Genomic DNA, 17909 nt, shown 5'->3' with positions numbered 1-17909 from the left:
TATCGTTTCGTTTAGAGGGTTTTGGAGGTTGTAAAAAATGAATCAAACCAAACAGCCAAGAAATAAGGAAAAAATTTTGGAAGCAACCATCAGCGTATTGGACCGTACAGGTTATTTGTGTTTGACGATTGAGGGGATTGCGGCAGAAGCTGGTGTGGGAAAAGCGACCATTTACCGATGGTGGCCAACGAAAGCTCATCTTGTTCTGGATGCCTTTTTAATGGTGACGGAGTGTGCGTTTCCATTCGATCTCAATGATTCGATCAAAAACAATTTTGTGCAGCAGCTAAAAAACCTGGCGGATGTGTTCAGTACGACACTCGGCCGGTCGATGCTTGCCATCATTGTGGAGGACAAGGGAATTTCTGATGCGTTTTATACTTCGTACCTGAGTCTGCGCCGAAGGGATTCAGCTGCCTTTTTGCGCCAGGCCATGGAAAGAGAAGGGATTGAAGCGGAAGTTAATATCGGTATCCTGCTCGATATGCTCTTTGGTCCGATCTATTTTCGCATTCTCATTTATAAACAAACACCAGATGAACGCTTTATTTCTGAGCTGGTGGACCATGTGATTGCTGGTATTTTACCGGCATGCAGTGGAAAGTAAGCAAGTAAAGGAGACCTTTAGTGAAAAATAATAATAATAAATATACCATTATGACCCTTATTTTACTGTGGAGCGGATTGGTTATCATCTCGAGCATGTATGTGACCATCCCGCTCACCACCGTGTTCACGGACACTTTTCATGTTACAGCCAATCAGGCAGCCTGGATTGGAAGTTCATTTTCATTATGCTACGCGATCGGTTGCCTGCTGTACGGACCATTTTCCGACAAGTATGGCCGTAAAATTTTTCTTGCCAGCAGCATTAGTGCGTTAGCGATTGTTTCTTTTATCATTGGATTTATTGATCATTTTTCAGGATTAGTGATGCTCCGGGCATTTGAAGGTCTGATTGCTGCCGCCTTTGCTCCGATCTCTTTTGTTTATGCCGCAGAAATGTTTTCGCCTGAAAAGCGTCTGACAGCAGTCGGCTTTATCAGCTCGGGTCTTTTGATGGCAAGCGTGGTGGGGCAAGTGTTCAGCGGGGCCGTCAACCATGCGTTTGGATGGCACGCCATTTTTACCATTTTGGGCGTTGTTTACCTGGTTTCAAGCCTGCTTGTCATTTTCTTTTTGCCAAAGGACGATATTCCACGATCGCAAGGCAGTGTGATCGCTCAATTTAAACAAACAAAACTGTTGTTTCGGAACAGACAGCTGATGATGATCTATATCATTACATTTACTCTCCTGTTGTCCCTGGTTGGCATGTATTCCGTGCTAGGCAATTATCTGACTTCTCCTGAATGGGGATTGTCTGCCCGGCAGATCTTGTGGGTACGGGCCTTCGGTATTATTGGGATGCTGCTCTCACCGTTTGCCGGCAGGATCGCGGGAAAACTGGGCAATGGCCTGATGTTCCGCGGCAGTTTGGTTTTAAGTGTTGCCGGTCTGGCAGGACTTGGTTTCAGCCATAATCTGCCGATGCTTATAGTGACCACTGTCCTGTTTGTTGCCGGAATCGCGTTGATTACACCCATTTCGATTACGCTCATCAATCAATTGTCAGGAGCCGCAAAGGGAAGCGCCATTTCCTTCAACGCCTTTATTTTGTTTTTAGGCGCGAGCACCGGACCATCCGCCGCCCTCTATATAATGAGCCGCGTCTCCTATCAGAGCGCCTTTGAATGGCTGAGCCTTTTTATGGCCGCTGGATTCGTGATCTCTCTGTTTATCAAAACAAGCCCTGGACAGACAGAGGCCATATCGTCTGTTAAGCAGGTTTCATAAGTGAGACCGGAAGCACCCCGCATGAGTCGGGGTGCTTTTTTTTGAAAATGATGTGTTATGCAACTTTTCCATGTCGAACCGCAAGTAAATCTCCGAACACCGCAACTAAACCGTGTCGAACCGCAACTAACGACCTCGCGCGCAAAAAAAACGGGCCGCCTGAGTTGAGGAGGCCCATTAAAATGCTTTTCTCCGTATTTTTTGCGATAAATTCTTCTTCTAAAAACTGTTTTTTAAGATATAATCCCCTTCGGCACAAGCTCCACAACAGCATGTGAACGATTATGGGCTCCGAGCTTTTTTATAGCTGTTTTCACATATTGTTTAACTGTAAGCTCGCTTATTTTCATCGAATTTGCCATTTCCTTTGTGCTTTCTCCCAGGAAATTCTCTTCATGACTTCCAATTCTCTTTTGGTTGTATAACGCCCAATCACGCTCTCCAGTTCCTTATATCCGTCCTCAAATCCATTTCTCCCACGTTACATTTTCTAGTTAAGGTTACTTATCTCTTCGAAAGGCTAAAGAACTTAGTTTATTGAATATCCAAACTTAAGATAAAGTGATATAATATTCTAAATGTTTTGTATATGCAGGAGTTTAGTGAAAAAGTTCTTAAAAAATCAAAAAAACAATGGGTCAGAAGAAAAAAAGGGAGCGATTATACCATGAAAAAAAACGCGTTAATTGTTTGGGGCGGCTGGGATGGTCATGAACCGGAGCAGATTTCTCAAATTTTCAAAGGAATCCTTGAAGAAGAAAATTTCAATGTTGAGGTTTCAAATTCTCTTGACTCTTATGCAAATGCAGAAAAACTAAAATCACTGGATTTGATCGTTCCGCACTGGACAATGGGCGAGATTGAAAAGAAATATGTTCTTAATATTTCTGAAGCGGTCATGAATGGTGTCGGATTGGCGGGGTGCCATGGCGGGATGTGCGACTCCTTCCGAAACAATGTAGACTGGCAATTCATGACAGGGGGGAATTGGGTGGCGCACCCTGGAAATGATGGAGTGGAATACATGGTAAACATTAAGCATTCCACAAGTCCTCTCTTGGAAGGTCTCTCTGATTTTAAAGTGTTGAGTGAACAATATTACCTCCACGTTGATCCCGCTGTTGAAGTATTAGCAACGACACGCTTCCCGGTGGTTGACGGACCGCATGCTGCCAATAAAGCGGTGGACATGCCTGTTGTCTGGACAAAACGCTGGGGCCAGGGACATGTTTTCTATAATTCTTTAGGCCATAAAGCAAATATTGTGGCTATGCCAGAGGTTACTTTTATGATGCGTCGTGGTTTTCTTTGGGCTGCTGGAGGCAAAAAACGAGCCAACGATCTGTTAGTATCAGCCTTTGGAGCATCAGGTAACGGAAACGGCCGTATCTACACAGGAATGGGGGATAGCCAATAAAATGAAAAAACTTAAAATCGGCATTATCGGCTGTGGCTACATTAGTTCTATTTACATGAAAAATTGTACGGAATTTGAGCACCTGGAGCTGGTGGGGTGCGCGGATTTGGATGTAGAGCGGGCAAAGGCGCAAGCAGACACGTTTAATATCCCTAAGTCATGCTCTGTCGAAGAACTGCTTTCTGACCCGGAAATCGAGTTGATTATTAATTTAACCATTCCCAAAGCCCATGCTGCTGTATGCATCCAGGCGCTTGAAGCGGGAAAGCATGTGTTTACGGAAAAACCACTGGCTGTTACACGTGAAGAGGGAAGACAAATTTTAGAAACGGCCAAAAAACATAATCTCCTTGTTGGGAGTGCACCAGACACCTTCCTGGGAGCTGGCATACAAACGGCGGTCCAATTAATCGAACAAGGTGAAATTGGTGTGCCAATTGGAGCATCTGCCTTCATGATTTCCCGCGGGCACGAGCATTGGCATCCAGACCCTGCATTTTATTATGACCTTGGCGGGGGGCCGATGTTTGATATGGGACCGTATTACTTAACGGCCCTGGTAGCTCTTTTAGGACCGATTAAACGAATTTCTGGTTCCACTCGCATTAGTTACCCTGAAAGAACAGTGCTTAGCCAACCAAAAGCAGGAACGAAAATTAAAGTGTCCACCCCGACTCATATTTCAGGCGTGATTGACTTTGAATCGGGAGTAATCGGAAATATGACAACCAGCTTTGATGCCATTGGCGGTACATCACTTCCTCCTATTGAAATTTACGGCAGCGAAGGGACTTTGCTTGTGCCTGACCCGAATACGTTTGGTGGTGCCGTAAAAATAAGAAAGCGCGACGAGATTGAATTTAAAGAGGTACCTCTAATGTTTGGTAATGATCAAAACAGCAGAGGACTGGGTGTTGCCGATATGGCCAAAGCCATCCTTGAAGGCGGGAAATACCGGGCAAATGGCAGACTGGCTTATCATGTTCTAGAAGCCATGCATGGCTTCCATGATTCCTCAGACAGCGGAAGACACTATGTCATGCAAAGCACCTGTGCTCGCCCGGAACCTGTGTCATTGGAATTGCAAGCGAAGTAGATTCCTTATTTTTAGGTGAACATTATCTAATACGTCATATTAGCTTTTGTAAGCACTTTCATAGAAAGGATAAAAACAAAATATGAGAGTGAAGGAGACATGTGAAGATGGAGAAGTTGGCTGAGCAATTGCATACACTGCCCCTGAAATCAGTACAGATCAAGGATCGGTTTTGGTCCAGGTACATTAAACTGCGGGATGTGGTCGTTCCCTATCAGTGGGAAGCGCTAAATGACCGCATTGAGGGAGCTGAACCGAGCCATGCAATCAAAAACTTTAAAATTGCTGCGGGGGAGGAAGAAGGATCATTTCACGGCATGGTGTTTCAGGACAGTGACGTAGCGAAATGGCTGGAAGCGATCGGGTATTTATTAGACAGAAAAAGATGAGAAATTGGAAAAGATCGCGGATGAAGTCATCGATGTGACCGCAAACCTGGGCCAACCGGGGAATTGGAGAAATGAAGGTATGGGTAGATGCAAGGGCGAATGTATAAAGAGACACTGAATTCAATGTTGGAGGCTAGATGAATTATGAAAACAATGCAACGCCCTAAAGTCATATCCCCAGGTTTTTTTGGCAGCGTGATTGCTGCCGATTCCAGACGAACAGTATTTGATTTCCACAATGAAGTGCTGATTGCCAGGCAGGCACACATTGATTTTCTTTTTATCGGAGATTCCATAACGGAAATGTGGGATACAGAAACGTATTTTGGCGGAAAAGGAAACCGAATCGTGAACCGGGGAATTGGGGGAGACACGACCACCTACATGCTGAAGCGCTTTGATGCTGATTGCGTTCAGCTCAAACCGAAATATGCTGTCATGAAAATAGGTATCAACAATTTATGGGCACTTGATGCTCCAGTAAGAGGGGAACGAAAGGATCAGACAAAACTGCTTGCAGAGGTAGATTCTGACATTGCAGAGATGGTCAGAAAGGCGAAGGACGGCGGGATTATCCCGGTAGTTTGCTCGCTTCTTCCAACAAATATTGAAACGAACTTGCAGACCTGCATCCGCAATGAGCTTGTTCTTAAAATCAATGAGCAGTTGAAAGAGCTGGTACAAAACGAAGACATTCCTTATGTAAACTACCATCCTCATCTGACAGAGCCCGATGGCAAAACGCTTCGTCCGGAACTTGCTGACGATGGCCTTCATCCGCATGTGCTTGGGTATGATATAATGGCTAAAGTTTTGCGTGAGGAATTAGAAAAACAGGGTATTACTATTTAATAAAAAGTGTACCAAAAATCAAGCCAGAAAAGGGAATTCCTTTTTCTGGCTTTTATTGTGGCTCTGTTTCTGGAATGAACACTTAGAATTTGGTTTTGTTTACAGGGATATTTTTAAATTTGTCGAAAACCAAATAAGCCATGTAAATCCAGGAAGTAGGGAACGGTATGTGGGAGTCTATCCAAAGCATGTGCTTGCATGTGGTATTTATTCTTTTTACGATTCTAATCTATCAAGTCTTCTTTAAAGAAAGAGAAGAGGAACGGAAAAAAATTCGTTCGAAATTCTTTTTGTTCATGCTCATTATCTTGGTTTTTACAATGAGCCAGCCTGTCCTTTATTCGGAAACCTATAAGTACGACTTTAAAGCAGTCGTGATTATTTTGTCCTTTTTATACGGAGGAAAAAGGGTAGGGTTTGCTGCTTTTTTGGCATTGCTTATCATTGGGTTTTTGACAAACCAGAAGCTGTTGATCCTGTTAGGCAATTATTCAGTGTATTGTCTTTTGTTGCTCCTTGTCACCCGCATGTTTCATCGCTATCAGATAAGGGGCAAGGTCCTGGTGATCAGCTTGTTTTATATGATGATTCCGATCACCAGAGGGATTTTTCTTGAACTAAAAGGAGATGATCGGCAAACCTATTTCGAACTAGGCTCTTCGCTTATTGTATTGGCCACCCTGATTGCTATCGTCTACTTAATTGAGAACATGGAAGAGCAGCTCAAAATGAAACAAGAGCTGATGCAGGCGGAAAAAATGAATGTGGTGAGCCAGCTGGCGGCTTCTGTTGCACATGAAATCCGCAATCCTATGACATCGGTGCGGGGATTTATGCAGTTATTGCAAAAAGAAGAGTTAACGAAGGAGCAGCAATTGTACATAAACATCTCCATTGAGGAATTGGACCGGGCTCAGGAAATCATTAATCAATATCTGGCACTTTCCAAGCCCCAAACCGATCAATATGAGATTATTGATTTAACATCCCTTATTCAGCAATCCATTGACGTGATGCAATCGTATGCTATTCTCAACAGCATTCAGATCACACAGGAAGTAGAGCCGTCTCTCGAAATTGAAGGATTGAAGCTTGAAGTTCAGCAAGTATTCATCAACATTATCAAAAATGCGATTGAAGCCATTAAAAGTGATGGTGAAATCGGGATATCGGGCAGTAAAACGGCCGATGGCTTTGTCTCCATTCAAATCAAAGATAATGGAGTAGGCATGACTAAAGACCAGCTCAAAAAGCTGGGCAGCCCCTATTACTCAACAAAGGAAAAGGGAACCGGATTGGGATTGACCGTTTGCCATCAAATCGTAAAGCAGATGGGCGGGCAAATTTTGATTAACAGCGAGTTAATGAAAGGAACATGCTTTACGATTAATTTGCCAGCTTATAAGAAAAAATCAGAAGAGTATACACCATGACGTTCGGCCAATGCCGGGCGTTTTTTATGTCTTCATGGAAAAATCACTCGAAAATTGTCGACTAAATATTCAGAAAATAACATTGACTTCGAATGAAACCGATGGTAAATTAATACCTAATAATATAACAATATATAACGTATTATAATGTTGTGTATTGTTTTGGGTATGCGCGCACCCGAAAAATTCAATAATTGGAGGCAATATTCATGAGTACAGAATTAGTGGTTGACGTAAAAAAACAAGTTCAGGCAGCCCTTGAGGAAGTTAAGAAAAAAACAATCGAAAACGTATTTTTTGTCGCATGTGGAGGATCATCCGCTATCATGTATCCAAGCAAATATGTGATTGACCGTGAGGCGAAAAAAATCGACGCCCACTTATACAGCTCTAATGAATTTATCCACCGTAATCACAATAAATTGGGTGAAAACTCCCTGGTCATTCTTTGCTCCCACTCCGGTAACACGCCAGAAACTGTAGAATCTGCAAAATTTGCCCGATCAAAAGGAGCGCTGGCCGTTTCCTTGACGAATGTGGAAGGTTCTCCGTTGGCTCAAGCCTCTGATGTTGTCCTCAAGTATGAGTGGGGAGAAGAAGCAATTGCCTTCACAACGAACTACTCCGTTCTTTATCAGCTTGTTTTTGGTGTATTAAAAACAATTGAAAACAATGATAAGTTTGCACTGATCGAAGAAAGCCTTGAAAATCTTCAGCAGGTATACGAAAAAGCAGCAGAGCTATACAAGGGAAATGCAGAGGATTTTGGCCAAATGTACAAAAACGAAAACATTATTTACACGATGGCCAGTGGCGCCAACTATGGAGTGGCTTACTCGTTTGCAATCTGCATCCTGATGGAAATGCAATGGATACATTCCCACGCCATCCATGCGGGTGAGTATTTCCATGGGCCGTTTGAAATCATTGACCAGGAAACGCCGTTCATTATCCTCCTTGGTCTGGATGAAACGAGACATCTTGAAGAACGCGCGCTGGAATTTTCCAAGCGTTATGGCAAAAAACTGATTGTCCTTGATGCCGCTGATTTTGATTTCACAGGTGTACGTGAGGAAGTGAAAGGTTACATTGCTCCATTAGTCCTAAACTATGTGTTGAGAACTTATGCGGATCGACTGGCTGAAGAGCGCAATCATCCACTATCAACGAGAAGATACATGTGGAAGGTTGAATATTAAACCTATCAAGCGTTTACAGGGGGAGGAAAGGAAATGAAACGACTGCTACTTTTAGGTATGATCACCGCCATGATGCTTTCATTCATGGCGGGTTGTACCTCCAGTTCGTCATCAGGAAGCGACGATGACACCGTTGTACTCCGTTTTTTCCATCGTTGGCCGACAGAGCCAAAAAAGCAATACTTTGAAGATGCGGTGAAAGAGTTTGAAAAGTCCCATCCGAACATCAAAATCCAAACCGAAGCCGTTTTGAATGATTCCTACAAAGACAAAATCCGGGTGCTGCTTGGCTCGGATAATCCTCCTGACGTGTACTTTTCCTGGAGCGGCGAATTTGCCTACAATTTCGCCCGTGCCGGACAAGCCTATGATTTAACCAAGTATGTAAACGATGATAAAAAGTGGTCAGATCAAATCATTTCTTCTCAGTTTAAGCCCTTTACCCTGGATGGGAAAATTTACGGAATTCCCTGGTCAACGGACGGCAAAGCCTTTTTTTACAACAAAAAGATTTTCAAAGACCTCGGTTTAAAGGCACCGACTACCTGGGATGAATTGCTCTCTGTTTCCAAAGACATTGAGAAAAAGGGCATTACACCGATCGCTTTCGGCAGCAAGGCACCTTGGACAATCTCTCACTACATCGGCTCATTGAATGCCCAGATGGTACCGGAAGATGTCATCGAAAAAGACTATAACCTCAAAAATACGGATAGTGAATTTACAAATCCGGGATATGTGAAAGCCCTGGAAAAGTTTAAAGAGCTCGAACCGTACTTTAATAAGGGTGTTAACTCGGTGGACCACGAGTATGCACGCCAATTGTTTAACAGTGGAAAAGCAGCGATCGGCTATTTCCAATTAGCCGAGATTGGAATGATTGAGCCAAGCCTGAAGAAAAATCTTGGGGTGTTCAACACGCCGGAAATTGAAGGCGGAGAAGGAAATCCGAACTCGATCACCGCTGCTCCAGAAGGAATCATGATTTCTTCCAAAACCAAGCATCCAAAAGAAGCGATGGAGTTCATTAAATTCCTCACGTCCAAAAAGAAGGGTACGGAACAGCTGACAAAGGTCAGTGAATACAGCGCTGTTAAAGGAACAACCAATGAAACGAATGCTTCCAAGCTTCAGCAAGATGCCATTAAACTGATTGTAAATGCCGACAAAACCTATCTCTGGTTCGATACAGCAGTGGATATCAAAATTGTTGATGCTTATTTAAAAGGATCACAGCTGATGCTCAATGGAAAGAAAACACCAAAAGAAGTGATGGCGGACGTTCAGAAAGCCGCCAATGGATTGCAGAAAAAATAAAAAACGATGATGAGAAGGTGGTTGCACGTTAACCACCTTCTTTTAAAAAAAGAAGAGGTGAATCCATTGCCGATCAGAAAACTCGTCCCGTATCTGTATCTTGCACCTTGCATAGTGATGATGGGGCTTTTTGTATATTATCCAATCGTGGAAAACTTCAGATTCAGTTTTTATGATTTCTCGGCTTTCTCCCCGGACAAGGCATTTGTCGGGTTTACCAATTTCATCAACCTCTTTCATGATCCGGTGTTTTATACCGCATTAAAAAATAACGTCTGGTATGCCGTCATCTCGATCATCTGCCAGGTGTTTGGCGGACTGATTTTGGCCGCTATTCTCGAGGATCCCATTACCCGGTTCATCAGCAGTTTTTTTCGGACGGTTTTCTTTTTGCCGGTGGTTATCTCGGTTACGGTCATCGCATTGCTTTTTACCTTTGTCTATGAGCCGAACATGGGAATCCTGAACAGCTTTCTGCACGGATTGGGACTGGACTCCTGGGCAAGGGAATGGCTCGGTGATTCGGAAACGGCGATTTTCGCTGTGATTGCCGTGTCCCAATGGCAGAGTATCGGTTACACCATGATGTTATTTATCGTTGCCATTCAGGCGATTCCTAGGGAAATTTATGAAGCAGCAGAAATGGATGGAGCCGGTAAAATCCGCAGGTTCCTTTCTGTTACGGTTCCACAGGTGAAAGAGATGTTTTTTGTCGCTTCTCTAATTACGCTGACAGGTGCTTTTACTGTTTTTAATGAACCGTATATTTTAACGGGAGGCGGTCCCGGCAATGCCAGTGAGGTGCTTGGTACTCTTCTTTACAGCTCAGCTTTCGCCAAAGATCAGATGGGCTATGCATCCGCCATTGCCACCGTTATTCTCGTTCTCACATTACTCGTGTCCTTGGTTCAAATGAAGCTATTCCGAACAGGGAAGGATGATTGATTTGGAAACCAAAGCAACGATTGATTACACCTACAATGTACCGGTCAAAAGAAGACGGAAGAAGGCGAAAATCAAAGGAGCTGTCCCACTTTATTTCATTTTAGTGGTCTATTTTATAGTGGTGGCGTACCCGCTGTTCTGGATGATTATTAATTCCTTTAAAACCACGGACGAAATTTTCTCCAACAGCTGGGCCATGCCGGAGAAATGGCTGTTTTCCAACTATTCCCACGCTTGGGAGACAGGAATTTCAGGATATTTCGTGAATAGCTTAGTCGTTACTGTCAGCACCTGTTTAGGGACCGTGTTCATCAGTGCACTGGGGGCTTACGGGTTAACACGGTTTTCCTTCAAAGGAAAAAATGCGCTTCTTATTCTTTGCATGGGAGGAATGATGCTCTCCCCGCAAGTCAGTCTTGTTCCTTTATATAAGCTGATTCAGGCTTTGGGCATCCATGATACGTATTTGGCGCTGATTCTTCCCTATGTCGCTTACCGGATCCCCATCACCATTTTGCTCATCCGTGCCGCTTTCCTGGATGTGCCAAAGGAAATTGAAGAATCTGCTGTCCTTGATGGATGCGGTTCATGGGCTGTGTTCACCAAGATATTTTTACCGCTGAATTATCCGATCCTTTTGACCGGGATTATTCTTACGGCGTATTTTACATGGAACGAGTTTATGTTCGCGCTCATTTTTGTCGATTCAGAATCGCTGAAAACCATACCTGCCGGGCTGATGCAATTCAGGGATGCGCTGCAGACCAACTGGGGAGTTCTTCTGGCAGGTTTGATGATTTCGGCAGCGCCTATTATTCTCTTATTTTTATTTATGCAAAAATATTTCATTCGCGGCTTGGCTGCAGGCAGTGTAAAAGGATAAGAAAGGATTGGAATACAAATGAAATTAATAGCGATTGGTGATAACGTAGTTGATGTTTACCTGGAACGGAATGAAATGTATCCGGGAGGGAACGCGCTGAATGTAGCGGTGCTGTCACGGCAGTTCGGTGCGGCTGAAACAGCATTTATAGGTATCGTAGGAAATGACACAGAGGGTGATCATATCCTTGAATCTCTGAAAAAAGAAAATGTGGATGCCAGCAGGGTTCGCCGGGCAATCGGGGAGAGCGGAAAAGCCTACGTTAATCTGGATGAAAAGGGCGACCGTATTTTTGTGAAATCCAATAAAGGAGGCATACAGTCTTCCTTAAAGCTGAGACTAACAGAAGAAGATTATGAATCTATTAAACGCTACGATGTGCTGCACACGAGCATTTACAGCAGTCTGGAGGATGAGTTGCCCCGGCTGCAGAAATTGATCCCTCTTTCTTATGATCTTTCCAATCACTATACCGATGAGCTGCTCCAAAAGGCATGTCCTTATCTTACGTTTGCTTTTGTTTCGGGAAGCGATTTAACGGAACTGGAAATTGATGCATTGATCGCTAAAATTCATACATTGGGAACCGCCAATGTGGTGGTCACCAGAGGCTCCAAAGGCGTAATTATGTCAGATGGATCCAACCGGTACATTCAGGGCATTGAGGAAGCGGAGGTCATTGATACGCTCGGAGCAGGAGACTCGTTTATTGCCGGATTTTTAACAAGCTTCTTTAACCAGTCTTCTATTGAAGAGTCCTTGCAGTTCGCTGCCTTAAATGCCGCAAGAACCTGCGAAGTGATGGGAGCATTTGGCCATGGCAAATCGTTGATGGTATGAAAAATGGAACTAGCCAGCAATGGCTTAGTTCCATTCTTTTAGGTTGAAATGGTAAATGCAATATGAGTCGTTGGTACTTTAAAGGTGGAAATATGAATGGGCACTCCTTGATCGTCAAATACAGTTTTATCAATATTAAATACCATGGCCCCGGGATCACAATCCAGATACTCGGCCTCCGTAGCAGAAGCAGGTACAGCGGTCAAAATCTTGGTGGAAGAGGTGGATTGCATGTTCACTTGATAAATATTTTTCATAACATCATAGGTGGATTCATATTCAAAAATGTTCTCCATCAGTTTTGGAAAGCGGATCAAGGAATAATGGACAATATCAATGGTGAATGGCATGTCATCAATAAACATCAGGCGCGAAAGATTCAGTACAGGTGAACCCACTTCAATCTGAAGAGCCTCGGCAACTTGTTTTGTCGCTTTTATTTCCTTGCATTCCAATACTTTTTTCGAGGAGTTCACTCCCAATTGCTTGCTGAAATCGGAAAATCCTTCAACGGTAATCAGCTCCCGTGCCACTTTTTTTCTGGAAACAAACGTACCTTTGCCTTGCTTTCTTTCCAAAAGCCCTTCTTCTACCAATTCTTGAATGGCTCGTCTCACAGTAATCCGGCTCACACTGTAAAGATCACAAAGTTCAGCCTCGTTCGGAATTCTGTCCCCTGCTTTATAGACCCCTTTATCCATCTCATCTTTTATGTTGATTATCAGCTGTTCATATAAAGGAAGGGAACTGGCGTTGTTCAATTTCATTGATTAAGGTTCCTCCTAGTATTAAGTCATTATATAATATTATATAACAAGTATAATATAAAGTCATATGGTTACTACGTTCTTATAAAACTATTCGGCAGACAAATTAAATTGGCTGCTTATTCAGTGACACTCCTTACTAATCCCTTTTCTTTGTTATAACTACTTTGGCTTTGATTCATCATTTTTTCATCAAAAAATATTCAAGAAGTAAAAAATTTCCTGTATACTATCTATAGTGAAATACGTATGGGGGGTATATTGTGAATGAAAGTAGATGTTCTTATAATAGGAGCCGGACAAGCGGGAATAGCCATGAATTATGCTCTTAGAAATAAAGGATTGCATACTTTAATGATTGATTCTAATTCAAGAATCGGCGAATCATGGAGAAAGCGTTATAACTCTCTTGTATTGTTTACTCCAAAAGAATATAGTTCTCTTCCTGGTCTTACGATGGAAGGGAATCAACAAGACTTTCCTACAAAAGATGAAATGGCTGCTTACTTGGAAAAGTATGTATCTTATTTTGAATTACCGTATCAATTGAATATAAACGTTGAAAGTGTAACAAAAAAAGCAGAACTCTTCTCTATAGTGACAAACCATGGAGAATTTACATCAAAGAATGTAATTGTTGCAACTGGAGCCTTTCAGAAGCCTTTTATACCGCCAATAGCAGAAGTGAGTGGAAAGGATGTTTTTCACATTCATTCATCCGAGTATATCAACCCGACAAGATTGGACGAGGGATCCGCTTTGGTTGTTGGAGGTGGAAATTCTGGTGCTCAAATAGCAGTGGAATTAGCTAATGAAAGAAATGTATGGTTAGCAGCCAGCCATCCTTTTAAATTTTTGCCACTGAGGATCTTGGGAAAAAGTACGTTTTACTGGTTAGAAAAAATGGGTTTACTATATGCTGGCATAAATACGAAGAAGGGAAAATGGTTTTACAATCAGAAAGACCCCATTTTTGGTGGTGAATTAAAAAAATTAATAGCTACAGAAAAGGTAGCCATTAAGCCAAAAGTGGTTAACGTCAAGGGAGATGAAGTCGAATTCGCAGATAGCAGCAAGGTTCAAATCAAAAATATTGTATGGGCAACCGGATTTGTCCCTTCTTATGAGTGGATTCGAATTGAAGGGGCATTATTATCAAATGGCAAGCCAAATCATAATAGGGGCATTAGTCCGGTTAAGGGATTGTATTTTATCGGATTGCCCTGGCAGAATCAGCGCGGTTCCTCACTTGTTTGTGGTGTAGGAAGAGATGCTTATTACATAGCAAATCATTTAGCCTAATTCTGATGTTTAACCTGCCATTAGGATTTCACAGGGCTGCTGAAAGCCTTCCAGTAAAAACACTTCTCTTGATCATTAAACGGTGAATAAATAAAAAAATAGGCTGCCGAGAGTTTCTCGACAGCCTCAATACTGAGAGCTATAAAGCCCTATAAAATTTGTATAGGTTACATTCCCCCTACAACGTTATATTTCATGTGTATTCTCTAAATGTATATCTACTTGATTTTACTACTTATTCCTCTCCGAAGCCGTTCTTGGAGATTCTTACATACTAATGGCCATTCTTCACGGAGGATTGAATAGTAGGCTGTATCTCTAACACTACCATCATTTGCTGGAACGTGGGATCTTCGAATCCCTTCAAAGGTGGCACCAAGTCGCTGTATAGCAGAACGGGATCGTGCATTACGAGCATCTGTTTTCAGAGTGACTCTAATTGTATGCCAGACATTAAACGCATGGGTAAGCATAAGGAGTTTACATTCTGTATTGACTCCGGTACGCTGGACTGAATGCGCGTACCAAGTGCTGCCAATTTCAGCTACTGTTGGTGGATCTGTATCTGTTGGTAAAGCTCCAACACCAACACCTGGCGGCCAGGGCGATGGCCAGGAGAAAATTTCAAGGTCAAGAAATCTTGTAGTTCCGACAACACGACCTGTTTCAATGTGCCGAACAACAAAGGGCAATTCACGGCCTTTTGAATAGGCGGTAAGAGCTTTATCAATGTAGTACTTAGTCTCTTCTATTCCGTTTGGAACAGTGGTATAGGCATAAGTTGATCTGTTTTCAGAAGCAGCTTCACAAAGATCAGGAATATGTTCTATTTTTATTGGTTCTAAACAGACTAAAGAACCGTAAAGAGTTACAGGGGTTAGCATCTTAACACAACCTCCATTTGACGAGAACTTTTTAAAAGAACCCGTTTTATTAAAATAGATAGGGTAAGAAGGATACAATATGCTAAAATTTATTTCTATAAAATATGTATTAAGAATTTAAACCCTTATGTGAGTTAAATTAATTCAAACAGAGTAAAGAAATTTATCCCTTTAAAAATAACAAAAACAGAGAGAAAAGTAATAAGATGAACCCAGCGGAATACAAAGAAGAAAATTAATGGGTTGAGCCATTTGGTTCAACCTGTTTCATCAATTACCTGGACACCTAAGTCATAAAAGGGAGGGGCTACAGGCCCTTCTCTTTTTTTTATACCTTAATTTTGTACCAATCTGTCTTAGCTTTCACTATTCTGATTAGAATTTGATTTGCTTATAATCGAAGGGAAATGAATGAAAAGGAGGCAGATTACATGGCGACGCAGTTGAAAGTGGCTTCACCGCTTTTGTTGACAGATGACCAAATCAAGAAGTTTATTACAGACGGATTTCTCATCCTGAAAACAGACTTCTCCAAGGAATTTCATGAAACGTTAAACACGCAATTAAGAATGGTATATGAGGAAGAAGGAAACCCGGGGAACAATCTCTTGCCAAGAATTCCGGAACTGCAAAAAGTGTTAGAACATCCTGTCATTACAGGGGCATTAACCAGTGTTCTGGGTTCAGATTATATGCTTCATGCTCACCGCCATGGCCATTATAATGCTTCTCCGGAAGCCGGAGGGTGGCATAAAGACAGCTACTGGGGATATCAACGGATGCGCAATCATCATCCATGGTGGGCGATGATCATGTATTTTCCGCAGGATACGCCTCGGGAACTCGGGCCGACGGGGATTATGCCAGGAACACAAAATTATGAAACCCGTATTTTCCAGGATGATGATACAAAGGAAGAAGCCTTAGCCAGTGGAAAGGCAGGAACCTTTACACTGATCCATTATGATATTTGGCACAGGGCAACCGCAAATGTGCTGGGTGAACCGCGCTTTATGCTAAAGTTTGAGTTTATGAGAATGAAAGCACCGGCAGTTCCAAGCTGGGCTCATGAAGAGCAAGCCTGGAGCAAGCCAACGTCTTCTCAAGCTCTCCCGGAACAGCATGAGGTGATGTGGGAAGATACGTGGAACTGGCTGGCTGGAAAGACGGGAAGCCTGGCAGGGACAAAGCCGAAGGAAGAAGCTGAGGTTAAAGCACTCGTACACCAACTGGAGGATGAATACGAACCGCGGGCGTTAAATGCGGCCTACGAACTTGCCTGCAGCGGGAAACATGGGGTATACGAACTTTTGCAAGCTCTATATCATGAAAATGTAAGAGTATCACGGCTTGCCGCCTACGGCCTTTCCATTGCTGGACCTGAGGCAGTTTCCGTATTAATTTCTGCTCTGGAGAATGGCCGTCCGAGAACGGTCGTGCATGCGGCTTTTGCATTGGGTGAGCAAGGACCTCAAGCGGTAAAAGCAGTGCCTCAATTAATTCAATGTTTACGTCATCCATCAGAGAAGGTTCGCCGCACCGCAACAGAGGTGCTTTCCATGATTGGTGAACTGTCAGAGGAAGTGGTTCAGGGGCTCGCTCAATGCCTGGAGGATTCAGATGTGCAGGTTCGCTTTATGGCCGGTCTCTCTCTTGCACGCCTTGGCTCAACTGCCGCCGCCGCAGTTCCATCGCTGGAAAAAGCACTGAATGATGAGAACCGGTATGTTCGGGCCCATGCGGCAGAGGCGCTCCGTTATATTGGAACGGAGCAAGCAAAGGATACCCTCATCCAATTTCTTTTTAATTCGCGATGGTGCCCGACCACTACTCCGGCAAATCCGTTTTATCCTTGAAATAATCTGGCTCCGTATCCATACGGAGCTTTTTTTTGGTGTTTGTAGCTCCGGAGCGCGAGATCATCTCCCGATAGTTTTTCGGTGAAAATCCAATCTGTTCCCGGAACATCCGTGAGAAATAAGAAACCTCCATACCAAGCGAATCTGCGATAGCAGATACACTCTGATCGGTGAACAGCAACAGGTGTTTTGCCCTTTCGATGCGCTGGCGATTGATGAATTGAATGGGGGACAGACCAGTATATTTTTTAAAAACAGAAATAAAGTAATTAGGGTGAAAACTTGCGATGCGGGCCAGCTCCTCAACCGATAAAGAGTCATGGAGATGGCTTTCGATGTACTGCAAGATCTTATCCATTTTTTCAAAGGACGGAACCGTACGGGAATCAAACTGGATATCTTGACTTTGTTCAATAAAGTCGGCCATGATTTCAAGCAGTATCGAGTGAATGCGAAAGCCGCTGGATAAATCCCCTTTTTCGGAATAGAAGATCAGCTGCTTAAATTTTTGGATTAACAGCTCTGGATCACGGGGTTTAACAAATACCGGCGCCTGGATGATTTGAAACAAATGAGCATCATTAACTTTTGAGCTAAAGTGGCACCAATACTTTCCGAACGTATTATGGTCGTTAAGGGTTCCATACGCTTGGGTGGAACCAGCCGGAAGCAGATAAAGGTCACCCGGTTTGGGGTAATAAATCTTGCCGTTTGTTTTTACAAAGCCTTCACCCTCCATAATAAAATACAGCTTGTTAAACTCGGGAACATAGCTGTCCTCGGCCCAGGTAATGGGAACTTTCGTATATCTGGCAATGGACAAGTCCAGTTGAGCATTCGTCATATACTTTTTCCAGAAGGTAGTTTGCTGCATGTTTTTTTCACCACGC

General features: G+C 43.1%; 18 protein-coding genes. 14 read left to right on the top strand and 4 right to left on the bottom strand.

All coding sequences use genetic code 11. From position 1 onward, the window contains the following. The first annotated feature begins 37 nt into the window (after positions 1–37). Both QNH15_RS23025 and QNH15_RS23020 read left to right on the top strand, forming a co-directional pair. Positions 38–607, top strand: a complete 570-nt coding sequence (locus tag QNH15_RS23025) for a TetR/AcrR family transcriptional regulator (protein ID WP_283890828.1) — start codon at positions 38–40, stop codon at positions 605–607. A gap of 20 nt (positions 608–627) precedes the next feature. Beyond that, positions 628–1836 (top strand): MFS transporter, encoded by a 1209-nt coding sequence (locus QNH15_RS23020; RefSeq protein ID WP_283890827.1) that lies wholly within the window; start codon positions 628–630, stop codon positions 1834–1836. 233 nt (positions 1837–2069) lie between these two features. Here the strand turns inward: QNH15_RS23020 and QNH15_RS26150 are convergent, their stop codons facing one another. Then, positions 2070–2186, bottom strand: a complete 117-nt coding sequence (locus tag QNH15_RS26150; RefSeq protein WP_347343385.1) for a LuxR C-terminal-related transcriptional regulator — start codon at positions 2184–2186, stop codon at positions 2070–2072. Between the two features lie 317 nt (positions 2187–2503). On the opposite strand from QNH15_RS26150, the gene QNH15_RS23010 reads away from it, so the two are divergent. From QNH15_RS23010 to QNH15_RS22965, 10 genes are all read left to right on the top strand, one after another. Next, a complete protein-coding gene (locus QNH15_RS23010) occupies positions 2504–3253 on the top strand; it encodes a ThuA domain-containing protein (protein WP_283890825.1) in 750 nt (249 codons plus the stop codon). A gap of 1 nt (position 3254) precedes the next feature. Beyond that, the gene (locus QNH15_RS23005) at positions 3255–4349 is read left to right on the top strand and encodes a Gfo/Idh/MocA family protein (protein WP_283890823.1); all 1095 of its coding nucleotides are present in this window, start codon (positions 3255–3257) and stop codon (positions 4347–4349) included. Positions 4350–4456: 107 nt separating this feature from the next. Beyond that, positions 4457–4738: a beta-L-arabinofuranosidase domain-containing protein gene (locus QNH15_RS23000; RefSeq protein WP_430667107.1), complete on the top strand. Its 282-nt coding sequence runs from the start codon at positions 4457–4459 to the stop codon at positions 4736–4738. A gap of 144 nt (positions 4739–4882) precedes the next feature. Then, positions 4883–5590: a GDSL-type esterase/lipase family protein gene (locus QNH15_RS22995; protein ID WP_283890821.1), complete on the top strand. Its 708-nt coding sequence runs from the start codon at positions 4883–4885 to the stop codon at positions 5588–5590. 167 nt (positions 5591–5757) lie between these two features. Beyond that, complete coding sequence (locus QNH15_RS22990; RefSeq protein WP_283890819.1) at positions 5758–7023, top strand: ATP-binding protein; 1266 nt, start codon at positions 5758–5760, stop codon at positions 7021–7023. 209 nt (positions 7024–7232) lie between these two features. Continuing rightward, entirely contained in the window at positions 7233–8222 is a 990-nt protein-coding gene (locus tag QNH15_RS22985; protein WP_283890817.1) for an SIS domain-containing protein, read from the top strand. A 33-nt stretch (positions 8223–8255) separates the two neighbouring features. Then, the gene (locus tag QNH15_RS22980) at positions 8256–9539 is read left to right on the top strand and encodes an ABC transporter substrate-binding protein (protein WP_283890815.1); all 1284 of its coding nucleotides are present in this window, start codon (positions 8256–8258) and stop codon (positions 9537–9539) included. Between the two features lie 117 nt (positions 9540–9656). Next, positions 9657–10484, top strand: coding sequence for a carbohydrate ABC transporter permease (locus QNH15_RS22975; RefSeq protein ID WP_283895732.1), 828 nt, complete (start codon positions 9657–9659; stop codon positions 10482–10484). Between the two features lie 19 nt (positions 10485–10503). Continuing rightward, positions 10504–11367, top strand: a complete 864-nt coding sequence (locus QNH15_RS22970; protein WP_430667182.1) for a carbohydrate ABC transporter permease — start codon at positions 10504–10506, stop codon at positions 11365–11367. Positions 11368–11385: 18 nt separating this feature from the next. Beyond that, on the top strand, positions 11386–12207 hold the full coding sequence (locus tag QNH15_RS22965) for a PfkB family carbohydrate kinase (protein WP_283890810.1): 822 nt from the start codon (positions 11386–11388) through the stop codon (positions 12205–12207). A 38-nt stretch (positions 12208–12245) separates the two neighbouring features. Here QNH15_RS22965 and QNH15_RS22960 read toward each other — a convergent pair whose 3' ends face one another. Beyond that, on the bottom strand, positions 12246–12974 hold the full coding sequence (locus QNH15_RS22960; protein ID WP_283890808.1) for a UTRA domain-containing protein: 729 nt from the start codon (positions 12972–12974) through the stop codon (positions 12246–12248). Between the two features lie 267 nt (positions 12975–13241). Here QNH15_RS22960 and QNH15_RS22955 point away from each other — a divergent pair, with 267 nt between their 5' ends. Continuing rightward, positions 13242–14276 (top strand): flavin-containing monooxygenase, encoded by a 1035-nt coding sequence (locus QNH15_RS22955; RefSeq protein WP_283890806.1) that lies wholly within the window; start codon positions 13242–13244, stop codon positions 14274–14276. Between the two features lie 218 nt (positions 14277–14494). On the opposite strand, the gene QNH15_RS22950 is transcribed toward QNH15_RS22955, so the two are convergent. Beyond that, positions 14495–15160, bottom strand: a complete 666-nt coding sequence (locus QNH15_RS22950; RefSeq protein ID WP_283890798.1) for a GNAT family N-acetyltransferase — start codon at positions 15158–15160, stop codon at positions 14495–14497. Positions 15161–15591: 431 nt separating this feature from the next. Between QNH15_RS22950 and QNH15_RS22945 the strand changes: the two genes are divergently transcribed. Then, a complete protein-coding gene (locus tag QNH15_RS22945; protein ID WP_283890796.1) occupies positions 15592–17016 on the top strand; it encodes a HEAT repeat domain-containing protein in 1425 nt (474 codons plus the stop codon). Here QNH15_RS22945 and QNH15_RS22940 read toward each other — a convergent pair. Continuing rightward, positions 16988–17893, bottom strand: coding sequence for an AraC family transcriptional regulator (locus QNH15_RS22940; RefSeq protein ID WP_283890795.1), 906 nt, complete (start codon positions 17891–17893; stop codon positions 16988–16990). The genes QNH15_RS22945 and QNH15_RS22940 overlap by 29 nt on opposite strands. Positions 17894–17909 lie beyond the last annotated feature (16 nt).

Source organism: Fictibacillus enclensis (genome assembly GCF_030123385.1).
Lineage (GTDB): Bacteria > Bacillota > Bacilli > Bacillales > Fictibacillaceae > Fictibacillus_C > Fictibacillus_C enclensis.
Note: the sequence above shows the minus strand (reverse complement) of the source record. Positions and strands in the feature narration are given on the sequence as shown.

Coding starts and splice junctions, on each gene's coding strand:
- QNH15_RS23025 (WP_283890828.1), top strand. CDS start 38: ATGAATCAAACCAAACAGCCAAGAAATAAGGAAAAAATTTTGGAAGCA.
- QNH15_RS26150 (WP_347343385.1), bottom strand. CDS start 2,186: ATGAAAATAAGCGAGCTTACAGTTAAACAATATGTGAAAACAGCTATA.
- QNH15_RS23010 (WP_283890825.1), top strand. CDS start 2,504: ATGAAAAAAAACGCGTTAATTGTTTGGGGCGGCTGGGATGGTCATGAA.
- QNH15_RS23005 (WP_283890823.1), top strand. CDS start 3,255: ATGAAAAAACTTAAAATCGGCATTATCGGCTGTGGCTACATTAGTTCT.
- QNH15_RS23000 (WP_430667107.1), top strand. CDS start 4,457: ATGGAGAAGTTGGCTGAGCAATTGCATACACTGCCCCTGAAATCAGTA.
- QNH15_RS22995 (WP_283890821.1), top strand. CDS start 4,883: ATGAAAACAATGCAACGCCCTAAAGTCATATCCCCAGGTTTTTTTGGC.
- QNH15_RS22990 (WP_283890819.1), top strand. CDS start 5,758: ATGTGGGAGTCTATCCAAAGCATGTGCTTGCATGTGGTATTTATTCTT.
- QNH15_RS22985 (WP_283890817.1), top strand. CDS start 7,233: ATGAGTACAGAATTAGTGGTTGACGTAAAAAAACAAGTTCAGGCAGCC.
- QNH15_RS22980 (WP_283890815.1), top strand. CDS start 8,256: ATGAAACGACTGCTACTTTTAGGTATGATCACCGCCATGATGCTTTCA.
- QNH15_RS22975 (WP_283895732.1), top strand. CDS start 9,657: ATGATGGGGCTTTTTGTATATTATCCAATCGTGGAAAACTTCAGATTC.
- QNH15_RS22965 (WP_283890810.1), top strand. CDS start 11,386: ATGAAATTAATAGCGATTGGTGATAACGTAGTTGATGTTTACCTGGAA.
- QNH15_RS22960 (WP_283890808.1), bottom strand. CDS start 12,974: ATGAAATTGAACAACGCCAGTTCCCTTCCTTTATATGAACAGCTGATA.
- QNH15_RS22955 (WP_283890806.1), top strand. CDS start 13,242: ATGAAAGTAGATGTTCTTATAATAGGAGCCGGACAAGCGGGAATAGCC.
- QNH15_RS22950 (WP_283890798.1), bottom strand. CDS start 15,160: ATGCTAACCCCTGTAACTCTTTACGGTTCTTTAGTCTGTTTAGAACCA.
- QNH15_RS22945 (WP_283890796.1), top strand. CDS start 15,592: ATGGCGACGCAGTTGAAAGTGGCTTCACCGCTTTTGTTGACAGATGAC.
- QNH15_RS22940 (WP_283890795.1), bottom strand. CDS start 17,893: ATGCAGCAAACTACCTTCTGGAAAAAGTATATGACGAATGCTCAACTG.